This is a genomic window from Dysgonomonas sp. ZJ709 (genome assembly GCF_011039195.1).
GTDB lineage: Bacteria > Bacteroidota > Bacteroidia > Bacteroidales > Dysgonomonadaceae > Dysgonomonas.
Genome location: NZ_JAAKEM010000029.1, coordinates 1 through 16,275, shown reverse-complemented (window position 1 = coordinate 16,275; position 16,275 = coordinate 1). Strand labels below are relative to the sequence as shown.

Below are 16,275 nucleotides of genomic sequence, written 5' to 3'. Positions count from 1 at the left end.
AATACTGATACCTGATTATTTATTTTCAGTATCGGTATAAAATTGAAAAAGTAAAGACATTATCTTTTCGATCATCCTTATACTCCAATAAATTCAGTGAGGTTTCGTTCCTTATCCACTCGTAATAGACATTTAGTTCCAAGTCCCTGTTATATTTCCAGAGAGTTCCTATCCCGAAGGTTTTGTAAGCAATATCGGTTTTTGATGTGCCATTTAGTCCAATATTGTTCCCCTCTACTTGATTATTAGGATCATACCAGTCAATCCGGCTAAAAATAGAGATTGGCAATTTTCCTATATCCTGGACTACAATAAAGCTACCTCCTGTAAAATTACGGATATAAGTATCTTCAGCCGGACGTACTGCTTTATTAGGACTTCCGGAAGATAATAGGGTAGCTGGTTGCTGCCCGAAAAGGTATTCGAACCTGATTTGGCTTCTGCCTATTCCCAGATTATATGCCATCTGGATATCAAAACCATAATACTCACGTTTTGCATAACTTCCTGAATTCCCTGAATTATTGTTTACAACAAATCCGTTTCCAGTCATACGATACACATTTTCAGTTCCCTGATAAACACTACCCTTGTAATAAGAAATACCTGCATTAACTGTTATATGCTTACCAAATCGGGGGAAGGCACTTAAACGGGTGATCAAATCCCTTTTACTGTCGATTTCGGGCATTACGCCGTTACCTGCGACTAAAGAAGCTTCAAGCAATAAAAAACTTAACGGTGACGACTCTTTTGTACGTAACTGAACTCCAAAACCCAGATCACGTTCGTTCGGAAATAATGTAGTGAAGATTCTTGCACGTTCGGGAGTTTCGCGTCGGGATGATGAGTGGCGTACTTCATATCCGAAAGGACGCAGGTAAATTCCTGCCTGAAAAGCACCTGTTTTTAGCCAGGGGTCTTTAAGGCTTAAAAAAGCATCACGTACAACAATGCCTCTTTCACTCATATCAATCTGAAAAGTTCCTGAACCAATACCCTCTTCATAGGTAACTTTCAAACGTGAACGTCTGATACCGATACGGCTGAAACTTCCCTTCGTATTTTCATTCGCACTGCCAATCTTAACCGGAGCATCCCTTTCGGCATAAATATATTGCCCCTGAAAATATCCGCTTATTTTAAAATTTCCGGACTTTTTAATATAGTTTTCGAGTGTATCCGATTGATTCTGAATCACTCTGTAACCGGCTTGAAGCGTATCGGTTGTTTGTGCGTGGCTATTTGCAACAGAAAGCAGAAGGAAAATAGATAGAAAGCCTTTTTCTAAGAATTTCATAGATAGAATTGAGTCATTCGGGTTATGATTATTTAAAGCAGGGGAAATTTATAATTAGCCACCTTGTTTTTAGGTATTACGCATTTACATCCTTTTTCTTTACTTTCCAAAGCGTAGCACACAACATAAACGACAATGCCGCCGCCCCTATCCAAAAGTAGCGGATAGAAGAAAAATCATAGCTGGCAATGCCGTCTGTCATTGTTTTACTGTCTCCGATTAAACTACCGCTGAGTATATCCTGCAAACCTGCACCGATATAGCTGGCAATACCGATTACTCCTAATGCAGCACCCGAAGCTTTCTTGGGTGCAATATCCACAGCCATCAATCCGCCCAGATAACAAATCAACACACCAATAGAAAGTCCAAATAAAACCATACTGAAAATATCAATAGCAAAATAACCTTTTGGAACAAGCACAAATAAAGCGATAGCAATGGTATTTCCTATACCGAATATCAAAGCCGGAACATTCCGATTCCCTTTAAATAATTTATCGGAGAGAATTCCTGACAAGACAGTACCGATAATACCGCACACAGAAGATACTGCAATGATGCTACTAGCTTCGACAGAAGTATAAGATTTCTCGTTCTCTAAAAAGAAGATTCCCCAACTGTTAATGGCATATCGGCTGATATACATACACGCACTTGATAATGCAAGTATCCATATAAAGGGATTCTTCAAAACTTCGAGTTGAGTTGCCCCAACTGATTTACCCAACTCTTTGGGTGGCATTATCGGAGGTAAACCTTTACTCGTAGGACTGTCATGCATAAACAGCATGATAACTACAGCTCCGATTAATCCGGCAATCCCAGCCGCTTCAAATCCCCATCGCCATCCGGCAATACTGACAACAAAAGCGGTAGCTATAAAGGTCAATGCTTCACCTATATTATGACTGGCAGACCAAAACCCGTAATATGAACCTCTTTCTTTATCGGTGAACCACCTTGATAAACCGACAACGCTTGCCGGAGCACCCATACTTTGTGCCCATCCGTTTACACCCCACAGGATAACAAACGCCCAGAACGAATGTGAAAAGCCGAGTGTGATATTTACCAAAGCCGAGATAAGTAATCCGATAGCCATAAAGCGTTTAATATTTACCCTGTCCGCCATAAATCCATTGGCGAATTTTCCCACGGCATAGGCAAAGAAAAGGGCAGAGCCTACGATTCCCAGTTCATTTTCGGTAAGAATACCACCATCGACCAGAGGTTTCTTGACAACACTTAAGCTAAGCCTACAGACATAATATAAACCATATCCGATGGTAGCTGATAAAAAGACCGACCATTGTAGTTTTTTGAGGTACTTTTTGTCTTCTGCAAGTTCTTCTTTTTCCGGTACAGGTGAGAAGAAAGCTATTAGCTGTTTAATCATGCTGACCTCGCTTTCTTAAATAGTCGATTAAATATGCAGGGCGATCCGTTTGGATAATACGTGCTCCAAGAGTGTCGATCAGATAGCCATAACCTTTATCCGGGTCTTCGAGTGAAAGGTCATCATCATGCCCTCCGCATAAGGTATCCCAAAGTGTATTGTACCAGATAAGGTGCTTACCTTCCAGTAAGTTTTTCATTTTTAATGGTAAAGCGGTTGAATCATTCTTGTATAGCAATTCAAAAGCAACGGGATTCAATTCTTCCATAAATGTGACTATCTGCTTTTCCGCACCTTCTTTATCCAAATCGACCACAGGCATATAAATCACATCCTCCAGATACTTTCCGAATTGTGCCTTTACTTCCTCCGGCGATTTAGAGCCTTTCATCACAATTTGTTTTGTAGTACCTGTTTTTTGCATCAACAGGTAAACTTCATCAAAGTAGCGGTCTGCTTTATCGAGATTAATCATTATTTTGCCTTTGGCGTGAAGTAATGCTTCCTCAAGTGTGGGTATAACCTCTTTCGTCCGAATGGCACAACCGTTTTTCAGCTTAAGGGTTTGTATAGAATCCAGCGTCCAATCGCTAACCTTACCTTTTCCGGTAGTTGTACGGTCTAAAGTCGGATCGTGCATCAGAATAATTATACCGTCTTTTGTACGTTGTACATCGAGTTCCACTAAATCCACACCCATTTTTATGGCATTATCAATAGCGGGTAATGAGTTTTCGGGAGCATTTCGCCAGTCGCCACGGTGGGCAACTACAAGTACCGTAGACTGATCTCTGGTGAGTAGCTTATTTCTGATTTCTGTGGCTTTGTCCTGTGCTATAATTGTTTGAAAAAGGAATATGCACAGAATAAATATATTTAATCGTTTCATAATTTGTTTTACTTTTAATTAGTGTAGTTTACTTTTACTCCAGACTAGTTTTTCTCCCCAGAAAGGCATATACGTTTGTTCGTAATTAATTTTAGATGCACGTTCCAAACCCTGTTCAAGCGTCCAACGGGATTCATCAACCCCGGCATGAGCCAGTTCCATAATATGCGACATCAGTACATTTATGGGAGTCAATGTTTTACCGATTACATTGTTTTCCGTTTCAGCATTCGGTGCATAACGGATAATCATTACATCCACATTTTCTTTAATGGAATATTGAGAAGCCTTGTAATTGGAATCCCCGACGTGCATCAGAACGAAATTTCCCGTGTCGTCTCCGCAGTTTATCTGATAAGTGGTTACAAAATTGGTCAGTGTACTGTTATGATCGTTCATATTGGTAGTAATACGAAATTTACCGATGGTATAATCTGTTGCCCTTGTCGATGTATACAGGTAATTTTCTCCCGCTTTCAGATAATTAGACAATACAGGTTTACCCGCATCGAACATCGCCTGATTAAGTTCGGCACTGTAATGATCCGAATGGTTATGGGTTACACACAGGAAGTCAATATATGGAGCTAATTTAGCGGCATACTTATGTGAAATATCGATTGCAAAACAACCCGAAGGTGTTTTAACAACGTAACCCATATTATAAACCTGCCAGATAACGGCACTTCCTTCGGACACCTGTGTTGTTTTTATTTCTTCCAAAACCTTATCGAACGATATCCGGTAGAATGCAAGGATAGGATCGTATTTCTCAGAGTTGTCGGCAGCAGCAGACAGGCTGCTGAGATAGTTTTTAAAATAGCTTGCCTGACACAGATCGGCATAGCCCTGAACCTTATCGAAACAAGACTTTCGTTTGCTATCTGACGGATTTACGGAGGATGTGCTCCAAAGACTGTTTGCTAAATCCTGCACTTCTTTTTGAATATTCTTTCCTCCCGGATTCGGATCATCCGGTTCTTCGTTTTTATCTCCACAACTAAATAGGGTTATGGAAAAGACAAAGAGGAACAACATATAAGTTATCTTCTTTTTCATAATTTACTTTTTAAAATTTGATGTTTTTTCATAATCGGTATACTGTTCTTTTATCAACTTATAACTTTCGATTAAGCGTTCAGATGTAGCACGCTGACCCAGTTCATGGTCTTTAGTGGTTTCAAACATAAACACACCCCGGTATCCGCTTTTTTTCAGATCAAAAAGCATCTTACCCCAATCGATCACTCCCTGCCTGGGAATCCAGTGGCACTCGTTAATACCGTCATAGTCTGAAACGTGTATCGTTGAAATCCTGCTACCTGCTTTTTCAATAAATTCAAAAGGGCTACCTGTCAGATAATGGTTGGTATCAAAACAAATACCCACTTCGGGAAAGTCACAGACTATACGCAGCAACTCATCGGGGGTATTTCCCAGACAGGTACGGGGCAAGTTCTCGATACACAGTTGTGCCCCGATTTTGTCGGCATAGGCTCGTAAGTAATTGATGGATTGAATCGAGTTTGCTATCCGCTGTTCCCTCTGATTATCCTCAATAGGTTCGGAACTTGGATGAAGAACGAGTTTTTCCGGTTTAAAACCGGCACACAACTCTATAATTCCGGCCATAAATTCAATGTTCTTTTTTCGCAATGAATCATCAGGCACTGAAATATCCAGTGTCTTTGAAAACGGTAAATGAACAGACCAGACTTTTATACCTGCACTGTCTATTCTCTCTTTAAATTCATATATCCGGGGTTTTACTTCTTGTGGCGGTAGATTGCGGTAGAATTGGTTTATGGCGACTTCAATATAATCGAAACCGGCTTGCTTTGCTTCTGCCATAGATGTCGCTGTCGGGTTCTGCCATAAGGCTGTCGTTGTGCCTATCGAAATTTCCTGAGCGGATAATACAAAGGGAAGGGCTATAAAAATATAGCCTAAATATAATATCTTATTTAGCATGATGGAATTTGTTTTAAATAAGTGGATAGATTAAACTATCCACTTATTAATGATACACATTAAGCATCCCCAAACCTTGGCTTCGGGAGCTATTTCTCCCCTTAGGGGAGATTAAGAGGGGCTAAGGCTTTATTTCCTGTTGGTTCCGTAGATATTACCGCCTCTGACACTCCATGAAGAGGTTTGAGGTCCGGCTTCAATAGGTATAGCCATCAACGATCCGATATTGTTCGCTCCGATAGTGCCTATATAAAGCCGCTTATCGTTACCGATGGTTGCCCCTGCCATAATCTGCTGTTCGCTGTCATAGGTAAAACCGATGTTTCCATTCATGGTGTTTAATCCGTAGACCTTATATACATTCCCTGTTTTAGCTTGTGTGGCACAATAAATCATACCGTTATCGGCAAGGACTAGTCCGCAATAAGTCATTGCCGCTCCCAAATCCTTATCCCATTTCAATGAACCGTTGGCATTTATGGCATATACCTTTTTATAAGTACCTCCTTTTTCATTGAAATATATCGTTCCGTCTGTTCCGATTATCGGGAAGTAGGCATCACTGCCTCCTGCATTGGCATACGTCCATTTTATAGTGCCGCTATTCATATCTATGGCTGTAAGCCCTGCACCTGATTTCAAGGTAGCATAAAGTGTTGTGCCGTTGATGGCAAAAGCTCCACGCTCGGTTACATTCAGGGCTGATCCTGTTTTCCATTGCTGTGTTCCTGTGGTATTGAACTTGTAGACGGCACTGCTTGTTCCGACATACACATTACCCGAAGCATCGGCAGCTACTGCACTGCCCGTACCATCGACCGATTTGCTCCAGCTTACCGATCCCGAAGCCGTATTGATTGCATAGACCGTTCCGCTGTTGGTGGCACAATAGATAACACCATCCCCTAAAGCGGGGAAAGCACCGATTACACCGTCCACATCGCACGTCCATTTCTTGCTCCCGTCGGTAGGATTAATGGCATACACCTTCTTATCCGTACCGCATTGGTAGATAATACCGTTTGCATCGACCAAAGCACCGCCTGCGTAGGTGACAGTTGCAATCCGGGATGCCCATTTTACATTTCCGCCGGCGACATCTATCGCAAATAAGTGCCCGTTAGGAGTAGAGGTAGGTATATAAGCGGTTTTTCCATCGGGAGAGAACACTACATTTGAAACTTTGACATAACCCGAAAATTCCCCGAATTTAATCTCGGTTACAGACCAGCCGTAACCCGAAACTGTCATAACAATAGTCCCGCTTTCCGATGTGCCGTCTGTATAGGTGACAGTTACTTTTACGGTATAGCTACCTGATGCTGAAAAGGAATGCTGCGGCTGATTCTCATTCGAGGTATTCCCATCGCCAAAATCCCACTTAACCGACTGTACCGTACCCATCACAAAATACATTTCATTGTAATTAAAAGTACAGGTTTCATTCAGAGTCAAAGTAGTATTTGCTACTATGACAGGCAGGACAATACCGGGTGTGGCTTTTGCTTCCACTACATCCGATAGTCCGTGAGCATAGACACAGACAAGAGAAAAACTGTATTCAGTATCATTTGTCAGATCGGTAACTTCATAAGATGTTACATCTTTAGATATGGTAACAGGCTCGGTTCCGGGCGAAGCAAGGAGTTTATATCCGGTCAGGTTTTCGCTGTCGGGTTTTGTCCATTTGAGCCTTACTTTTTTATCCCCTGCTGCGGCAATAAAGTTAGTTGCCGCTATTCTTGTCGAAGTGGGTTTGGCTATCGCTGATATCTTTCCACCCCGTCCCTGATCTGCGTATACAGGCTGTACCGAAAATTTGTAGGATATACCGTTTGTCAGTCCGTCGATTAATACATTCTGTAGATCGGAACCGACATTCTTCTCTCCCCCGCTAACGGTCGCACTGCCGGACTCCCACGATATATAGTAACCTGTCGGTGTTGTACCCTCCATAGGCTTCCAACTGAGGCTGACCTCCATGTCTGTGGCTGTCGCATTGAGTTCGGAAAGTTCCTTCATATCGAAATTTGCTTTCGGTAAATCGTTCTCACAGGCACACAGCAGTGTGAGTACTGTAATTATTACAGCATATACTATTTTTTTCATAGATGTTTACTTATTATGATTATTTATATCCCGTGTTCTGCCACAAAAGCGAAGTGTTGTTGATACGCTCCAGTGCAGTTTTTGGTATCGGGTACAGGTATTGGTAATCCTGAACGGTGTGCCCGGCTTTGAGCATTACTTCTTTTGCAAAGCCCATACGCACGATGTCAAACCAGCGGTGTCCCTCGTAAGGAAACTCTAACTGGCGTTCTGCCATAACAGCCTTACGGAAACTTGTCTTATCGGTTACTACCGTATTATCGACAGGGGACAGCCCCGCACGTTTACGTACCTGATTCAACGATTCGAAAGCCGGAGATGTTACAGATGAATTATAAGCAATCTCATTCAAAGCCTCTGCATACATTAACAGCACATCGGCATAACGAAGCAGAATCTGGTCGTTACCGACTGTATTGGTAGACGGGTTTATCTCATCAAAAAACTTCTTGATAACATACTGATTCCCCGATTTGACATACGAGATAAGCGGTTTTCTTAAATCATTATCCGCATAGGCCTTAATTAAAATGGGTGAAGGATTTTCTGCTTCCAGCGGATTATTGGTCGTGTGCCACATAGTATGGCCTTCGCCGACTATATCCTTGTTGAAACGAACGGCAAAGATAATTTCCCTGTTCATCTTGTTATTCACATCGAATACTTTTGCAGGATCGGTAAGCAGTTCGTATTTACCGATGACCTGACTAAGCGTATTCCTTGCTTCATCCCATTTGCTGAATGTCAGGTGTACTTTGCCCAATAAGGTCAGTGCAGCACCCGAAGTTGCACGCCCGATATCATTCCCTGTATAAGAATCGGGTAAGAGTTGTCCGTCAATAATATTTTTCAGATCGCCTGCGATAAGCTCATACATCTGCTCATCGGAACTACGTCCGATCTGAAGCGATTCACTGACAGATACTACTTTCGTTGTTGTGGGTACACCACCCCATGTCCGGTACATATTAAAATAGGTAAGTGCCCGTATAAACAGGGCTTCTCCCTTGTATTGCTTTTTGAGTTTTTCATCAAAATCAGCACCGTCTATCTGGTCTAATACCGAGTTGCAGCGGAAAACACCGTTGTTAAAGTTAGCCCAGTAATCCTCCAGTATGCCGTTGGATGCCGTTACCAGAAACTGGTCGATATCATACCTGTCCTGTGTTCCTGTTGTCGGGGCACTCAGGGCGAGGTTATCGCTGCGGTACTCACTGCATTCGGTATAAAAATGCACCTGCGACTGTAATTTGGAGTAACAGGCGACTGTCGCCAGATTAAAATCGGATGCGGTTATATAAAATTCTTTCTTGACGATACTATTGCTCGGATTCAGGTCGAAAAAACTGTCTGAGCAGGAAGTTGCCAGCAGCAATAGTGTTACAAATAATATACTATACTTTTTCATTGTGATAATCTTTTATGATTTAAGTAGCGTTAAATATTTAATGCGATGTTTTATCAACATAACTGTCTTGCGTTGTTATGCCCAACCAAAGCAACAAAAAGGTCTGCGACCTTAAAAAGTAAGGTTCAGCCCAAAGGTAAAAGTACGGGCAAGCGGATATGTTCCGTAATCTTCTCCCGGTGTTAACGCATTGTCCGGACGGTTACTTACCTCCGGATTGTAACCCGAATAGTTTGTTATTGTAAACAAGTTTTGAGCTGAAACATAAAACCGTAGTTTATCCGCTGAAATACGGTTAATTAGTTTTCGGGGGAGAGTATAACCGATTGCCAGATTCTGAAGGCGTAAATATGAACCGTCTTCTATATGCCATGTGGAGGTACGTCCGTTATTGCCTTTTGTCTTGCGGTTAGCCCTGTTGACCTCTCCCGAACCGGGATTCTCTTCACTTTGCCATCTGTCCAAAGCCAGTACCGTTCCGTTGAAATTTCCTTCCATATTATCATTGTAGCGGCGGCTCAGGTTCAGTATCTCGTTGCCGTAAACCCCTTGGAAATTAAAAGACAGATCAAAGCTCTTATACCCAAGTGTGCCGTTAAACCCATAGGTGAAATCCGGCATATAGTTACCTACAATGGTGCGGTCTTTATCGACATCCAGAACACCGTCGCCGTCCACATCCACAAAGCGGAAATCTCCGGGGCGTGTGGAATCGAAATGCGGGTATTCTTTCAGTTGCTGGCTATTTGAAAAAATACCGTCCTGTACAAGTAAATAGTAGCTACCGATAGGTTGACCGACTTGAGTGATATAATAAGCATGGTTGACACTTCCTGTTGCTATGATCGGAGCATTACCCGGTCCGAGTGCTTTAACCTCATTCGTATTTTTAGCGTAGTTTGCCGAGACGCTGTAACGGAAATCTTTAAACTGTTTTTGCGAGGTCAGCAAAATTTCCCAACCCCGGTTATTTACTTTTCCTATATTCATCAATGCGGTGCTGTGTCCTGTGATATGTGGAACAGGTACATTAAGCAATAAATCTTTGGTATCACTGTTATAGTATTCCACTGATAGACCGAGTAATCCTTTGAACATGGTCACATCGAAGCCTATATTGACCATTGATGTCTGTTCCCATCCCAGATCGGGATTCTCGATATTGGAAGGGGTATAACCCGGTGACAGGATTCCGTTACCTGAACCCAGTATATAATCGTCCGATTTGAGGGTTGCCATGTGTTCGTAATTGCCGATCTGGAAATTACCTGTAACTCCGTAACTGGTTCTTAATTTAAAATCCTCCACCTTGCTGAGAAATTTAACTTTTTTGAAGAATCCTTCGTCACTGATACGCCAAGCGGCAGATGCCGATGGGAAATAGCCCCAACGATTATTCTTACCGAAGCGTGATGATCCGTCAGTCCTGAGAGCAGCGGAAGCCATATATCTGCCTTTATAGCTGTATTGTACCCTTGCCAGATAAGATGCCAGCGACCATTGTTCGGTTTGTGAGCTTCCTTTACTGACCGTACCGCCCGAAACAGTCTGGATATAGTCGTTCGGGTAATCGGTAGCTTCCACAAAATTACCCTTGAAGGTTTCTTTTTGTGCCGACTGTACAAAAACGGCATTGATACTGTGGTTTTCTTTGATTACAGTATTATAGTTGAATTTATTCTCGAATACCCAATTGTAGTAAAACGAAGAACTGCTGCTGCCTACAGGGTTTGATTTGGCATCCAGATACTGATAGCCTCGAAGCGGTAGTTCCGACGAACGGAATTTCTCATTATAAGCTCCGTAAAAATCTCCCCCTAACGATATATTATAGGTAAATCCTTTAAAGAATTCGTATTCGACGAATGTCTTGCCCAGTAAGGAAATACGGTCTACCTGATCTTTCTGGAGGTTGGCGATTGCCACAGGGTTTAATACCTCATTGTGCTGATAATCCGTACCTATCCGCCAATAGCCGTTACCCTGAAAGTTATAGCTGCCGTCGGGATTATAGACAGGCCAGGTGGGACTCATTGATAAAGCGGATGCCACAACTCCTTCATCTGTGTATTGACCCGAAGTATTTACCCTGTTGGAATGGGAATAGGTGGGGGCAAAGTTGACTCCGAACCTGAATTTATTGAATTTGCCGTCCAGATTAAGTCGCATACTGTAACGTTCAAAATCGGAATTGATGACCACACCTTCCTGTTTGTAATAATTGGCGGAAGTGAAATAATTGACATTTTTGCCTTTTCCTGAAAAAGAGATATTGTGATTGATCATGGGTGCGGTACGGAAAATAGCATCCTGCCAGTCGGTATCGGTTAATCCCTGTTCGCCGTTCAGATAAGGAAAGAGTTCAGGCGGTATACGGTGGTAAGGCTGTGGCCTCTTACTGTTGGGATCATCGGGCGATGCTCCGGGTACTTCATCCAGATAGGCATTGTTGTGTGCGTCCCTCGATAGTTCTGCGTATTGGTAAGCGTTCAGCATCGGTATTTTTCTCGAAACACGCTGTGTTCCCAAAAAGGTATCGTACTGCACTGTCAGTTTTTCGGATTGCCCTTTTTTTGTGGTGATCAGGATAACACCGTTCGCTCCACGGCTACCATAGATGGCTGCGGAAGAAGCGTCTTTAAGTACTTCTATGGATTCGATATCGTTGTTATTCATATTCATAAATCCCCGTTCCACAGGTACACCGTCAATGACATACAATGGTTCATTACCTGCGGTTGCCGTACTGATACCACGTACACGGATGCTGACCTTGCCTTCGGGATCGCCGCTGGTTTGCAATACCTGTACTCCCGCCATTGTTCCGGCTAGTGATTGTCTGAAATCGGTTACAGGCATATTTTCAAGCTGTTCGGCTTTGACTGAAGATATGGATGTGGAAACGTCCCTGCGGTTTTGCACTCCATAACCGATCACTACCACTTCATTCAGCAGTTTATTATCTTCGAGCAATGTAATATCCAATCGGGTTCTGTTTCCTATCGTGATTTCCTGTGGTAAGAAGCCGATATAGGTAATAACAAGTACACCCTCGGATGGTACTGAAAGGTTGAATTTACCGTCTACATCGGTGACAGTTCCTGTCTTTTCTCCTTTGACTGTAACGGATGCTCCGATAATGGGTTCTCCGCCTGCATCGGTAATAACTCCGGTGACTGTTTTTTTTGATTGTTTGACCTCGTTGGCAACCGTAGTTTTCTTTTTGATAACTGAAATTGTTTTCTCTTTGATTACAAACTCCAGACCCGTTATACTAGTAAGCTTCTTAAGTGCTTCTTGTACATCAGCATTTGAAAAACTAATGGTTAACGTAGGTATATTTTCAAGAACGCTTTCATCATAGAAAAACGTATAACCGGAAGATTGGGAGATTTTATTGAAGACAGTCGTAACGGATTCGTTTTTGGCATTTAAGGTAATTTTGCCGCTTTTAACCTGCTGTGCATAGGCATGGGGGCATATATTGCAGAATAAGAAAACAAGCAGCAGGAATAAAAATTTACACTTTGGTAAACTTTTTGTCTTGATTGTTAAATAAAAATTCATATTTTTATGATGTTTTGATAATTGAAAAATTATTAAGATACGGTTACAGTTCATTTAGCCTTTTTTTGCGATTTGGTAACAAATGATCTGCGACAAAAAACGGGGAGCGTTCTTTCGGGAATGCTCCTTCTTTGTTTCCGGCTATGTGGGTGGGTTTTTTTTGATTGTTTTCATGGTTCAGTTATTTAGATTTGGGATAAAAGAATTTTATTTTTTATAGAGCATGATCTCATCTGTATCAGTCTTCCGTGTATAATATATTGCTGATGTGTATTCGAGGGATTCAAGCACCGATTCGAGGCTCTTGTTGCTGTGCTCCCCTGAAATGAGATTATCGAATGACTGTCCTTCTTTGAATGTAATCTTACATTTGTAAACCCGTTCCAGTTCTTTGGCGACTTCCTTTAGCGGAGTCTTTTTAAATAGCAGATTTCCGGAACGCCAGACGGCTACATTACCCGACCCCGTTTCTTTATAGTAATTGTTATTCAGGGTATTTATAATTAGTTTTTCATTGGCGACAAGACGTGTCATTGCTTCCGGCATATCGACCTGTACCTTGCCGCTTTCGACATTTACAGAAAGGATTTCATCTTCGGTGTACGCTCTGACATCAAACTCCGTACCAAGCACCTTAACATTAAACCTGTCGGTATGCACTATAAACGGTTTGTCTTCGTTTCTTGCCACTTTGAAAAACGCTTGTCCGGTTAACTCAACCTTGCGCTCGTCTTCTAAAAACTGTCCGGGATATACAAGTTTTGAACAGGCATTGAGTGTTACCTGAGTTCCGTCAGCAAGAGTAACAGTACGTGTTTCGCCTACACCTGTTTGTATTTCAGCATAGTCAACCTGCCAGATTTGATTGAACGACTTATATTTGAGACTGCCATAAACCACTCCCAATAAAACCAGAATGGAAGCGGCAATGGCTATAACAGGTTTAAGTCGTTGAAAAACTGTTCGCTTACGGGTTAATTTTTGCAGTAACCGGGTGGATTCTTCATTATAGATTTGCTCTTCTTCTGCGGTATTTTCAAGATCGAGGCTGTCCAGCCAATTCTTTTTGAGATAATCGTTATAGATCTCCAGATTTTTGTTTTCCTGCACATCCTGCATAACTTGTCGTAAATCTTCTTCCGAACATTGGCCGCTCAAAAAACGTTTGATGTATTCGGGTAGTTCCTTATCATTCATAATTCATTCTTTCAGTTTTAGATTTAATAGCCCTGCTTATAAGATATACGAAGGGTTCAGGGTAACAAGTGAAACATTAACCTGTTTTAACAATTCAAGTTGTTACTTTACTTCATTTATCAATTATATATCAGAATACAAATTAAAAAAGAAATGCCAGAATTATACTATGTTTTGTCAACATATTATTAATTGAAGTTGTCAGGGGGAGGAAAGGCTGAAAAAGATTATATGTTGAGAATAAACATACAGGAAATTAGAATAATAACCAAAGAACTGACAGTATGCCGTACCTGCTTAAATTATAACGGATGGATTTTAATGCTCCGCTGAGCAGGTAATTTACGCGATAAACCGAAATGCCTAAATGATCGGCTATTTCAATATATGAAAGATTTTGCTCTCTGCTCATATTAAATACACAGCGTTGCTGTTTGTTCAGCTTTTTTAATTCTTCGTTAAGCAAATCCTGTAATTCAGTAGCTTTTAACTGTTCCAGTATATCTGCACTGTCATCTGCCGTGTGAGATAGAAAGCTTTCGGGTAAACGCTCGTATTTTGAAATACTTCTAAGATAGTCGAATACCTTATTACGCACGATAGTATAAATAAACGAGGAGAAATTGGTATCGGGATTCAAAGAATTCCTGTTTTGCCAGATGGTAGTAAAGGTCTCCTGATAGATGTCTTCGGCAAATTCTTTATTGCGGATAAAACCATAGACCGTAGAAAATATACGCTTCCGGTAAAGAAGGTATAATCCCTGAAATGCTGCCTGATCGTCATTCATCAGACGGAGGATCAGTTCCCGTTCATATGTTGTTTTATCATTTTGCATGAGTTCTATTCTCAAATTTCGTCTAATAGTAAGCTGCGAAGAAAATCAGTAATTATTACAGGTTAATAAAGGTTTTGTTATGTTTTTATGAATACTTAATAAGGCTGATCTTCTCACTTCGTGTCCGGTTGTAACATCCGTGAATATAGTGAACATCGTAATCAAATAAATTTATACTCTTATTTTATGCGTATTGGGAAAACCCAGACTTATAAAGTATGGATTGTAATACCATTCATTATCATCTTTGTTTGCACCCTAACTATTCAGTTTTCAAATTAATAAATAATTGGGAATATATTCTTCAACTTAAATATTGATCGAAATTAAGTAATATAGATTCTGTTTATATCACAATGTGTATGAAACCCGAATTTAGCTACGCCTCTAGGTAAGTTTAAGTTGGTATAGTTGTTCTCTTCTCTTGATATAAATAGTGTTTTCTATATATTAGGTTTATATATGTATTTTGATAATGGTTATGATTTATCTGAAACAAATCTATGTATATGTTTCGGTAAATTATTAGCTTTTTCGGTAAATTATTTTCGTTGATTATCAGCTTTTTAATTGCAGCATCCTATTATTTTATCACTTTTTTTAATTAAATTTGTAGGATTAATAATAAACGTTGAAATAAAATATGCTATTTTTATAGCAATTTGAAATGATCAACTCGAATTGAACAAAAAAGACAACGCCATGGAAACAGATACAGTAAAAAGAAAAGAAAAAAAAGCTCATCACGGACAGAATGTAAGAAGAGCAAGAACATTTTTTGGTAAAAATCAAGATGAACTTGCCATCTTGTTAAATACAACCATAAAAGGTATTCATATTCTGGAGCAGGAAGAAACGATAGATGATAAAACTCTTGTGCAGATAGCTAATATATTTCAGCTTCCTATTGAATTTTTCAAAAAAGTGCAACCTGATGATATGGTAGAAAAATATGTTTTGGAGAATAATACATTTTCTCCGTCAATGACTAATAGCGATACAGCAAGTAACAATAATCATAATTTAAATGACTATATTGCGAACAATCAAGAAAACAACAACACATATAATTATAGTATTGATCCTAAATATTCAAAGCTTTGTGAGGATTTAAGTAAGGTTCATGAGAAGGTTATTAAATTAGTTACCAAAGATTTAAATTTCGAAATTACGAAAAACAAAATGCTAGAATCTGATTTAGCCCGTGTTCAAAAAGAACTCGATAAGTTAAAATCAGGCAAAAATTTATAGATACAACCAAATATAACCTTAAAAAAGACAGACACTTCATAATGTCTGTCTTTTTTATTACTCTAAATTCACGAAGTTATTACTATTTATAAATGCTTATTCACTAGGCTACTTTCTCCTTTTTTCGAGACATCTGTTTTTCAAGCGGCATCGGATTTGTACATTTTGCTTTCAGATTCAGGTAAAAACCGCTGTAACCGATCATCCCTTCAGTCAGCATGTATAATATAATTGAAAAGTAGTCCACTAAAATAATTGAAAAGTATACCACCGGTTAAGTAAAATCCGCTAGAGCTTCTAATAAAGCCCTGCATTTTACTAACAAATATTAACATTATAAATTCCT

The 16,275-nt window shown here is 40.3% G+C and carries 11 protein-coding genes; 1 reads left to right on the top strand and 10 read right to left on the bottom strand.

Features of this window, described 5'->3' with window-relative positions; translation table 11 throughout:
• Positions 1-25 precede the first annotated feature (25 nt).
• The 10 genes from G7Y56_RS15295 to G7Y56_RS15250 all read right to left on the bottom strand — a co-directional run bounded on the left by G7Y56_RS15295 (position 26) and on the right by G7Y56_RS15250 (position 14,678).
• Positions 26-1,300: a hypothetical protein gene (locus tag G7Y56_RS15295; RefSeq protein ID WP_165044837.1), complete on the bottom strand. Its 1,275-nt coding sequence runs from the start codon at positions 1,298-1,300 to the stop codon at positions 26-28.
• A gap of 76 nt (positions 1,301-1,376) precedes the next feature.
• On the bottom strand, positions 1,377-2,699 hold the full coding sequence (locus G7Y56_RS15290) for an MFS transporter (RefSeq protein ID WP_165044835.1): 1,323 nt from the start codon (positions 2,697-2,699) through the stop codon (positions 1,377-1,379).
• Positions 2,692-3,588, bottom strand: a complete 897-nt coding sequence (locus tag G7Y56_RS15285; protein ID WP_165044832.1) for a glycerophosphodiester phosphodiesterase family protein — start codon at positions 3,586-3,588, stop codon at positions 2,692-2,694. Before G7Y56_RS15285 ends, G7Y56_RS15290 begins: the two co-directional genes overlap by 8 nt.
• Before the next feature lie 18 nt (positions 3,589-3,606).
• Positions 3,607-4,647, bottom strand: coding sequence for an MBL fold metallo-hydrolase (locus G7Y56_RS15280; protein ID WP_165044830.1), 1,041 nt, complete (start codon positions 4,645-4,647; stop codon positions 3,607-3,609).
• 3 nt (positions 4,648-4,650) lie between these two features.
• On the bottom strand, positions 4,651-5,559 hold the full coding sequence (locus tag G7Y56_RS15275; protein WP_165044828.1) for a sugar phosphate isomerase/epimerase: 909 nt from the start codon (positions 5,557-5,559) through the stop codon (positions 4,651-4,653).
• Positions 5,560-5,688: 129 nt separating this feature from the next.
• The gene (locus G7Y56_RS15270; protein WP_165044826.1) at positions 5,689-7,668 is read right to left on the bottom strand and encodes a PQQ-binding-like beta-propeller repeat protein; all 1,980 of its coding nucleotides are present in this window, start codon (positions 7,666-7,668) and stop codon (positions 5,689-5,691) included.
• Between the two features lie 19 nt (positions 7,669-7,687).
• The gene (locus G7Y56_RS15265) at positions 7,688-9,076 is read right to left on the bottom strand and encodes a RagB/SusD family nutrient uptake outer membrane protein (RefSeq protein ID WP_165044824.1); all 1,389 of its coding nucleotides are present in this window, start codon (positions 9,074-9,076) and stop codon (positions 7,688-7,690) included.
• Between the two features lie 111 nt (positions 9,077-9,187).
• A complete protein-coding gene (locus G7Y56_RS15260; RefSeq protein ID WP_165044822.1) occupies positions 9,188-12,643 on the bottom strand; it encodes a TonB-dependent receptor in 3,456 nt (1,151 codons plus the stop codon).
• A gap of 207 nt (positions 12,644-12,850) precedes the next feature.
• Positions 12,851-13,840, bottom strand: coding sequence for a FecR family protein (locus G7Y56_RS15255; protein ID WP_165044820.1), 990 nt, complete (start codon positions 13,838-13,840; stop codon positions 12,851-12,853).
• A gap of 256 nt (positions 13,841-14,096) precedes the next feature.
• The gene (locus G7Y56_RS15250) at positions 14,097-14,678 is read right to left on the bottom strand and encodes an RNA polymerase sigma factor (RefSeq protein ID WP_165044818.1); all 582 of its coding nucleotides are present in this window, start codon (positions 14,676-14,678) and stop codon (positions 14,097-14,099) included.
• A 702-nt stretch (positions 14,679-15,380) separates the two neighbouring features.
• Here G7Y56_RS15250 and G7Y56_RS15245 point away from each other — a divergent pair.
• Positions 15,381-15,929: a helix-turn-helix domain-containing protein gene (locus G7Y56_RS15245; protein WP_165044816.1), complete on the top strand. Its 549-nt coding sequence runs from the start codon at positions 15,381-15,383 to the stop codon at positions 15,927-15,929.
• Positions 15,930-16,275 lie beyond the last annotated feature (346 nt).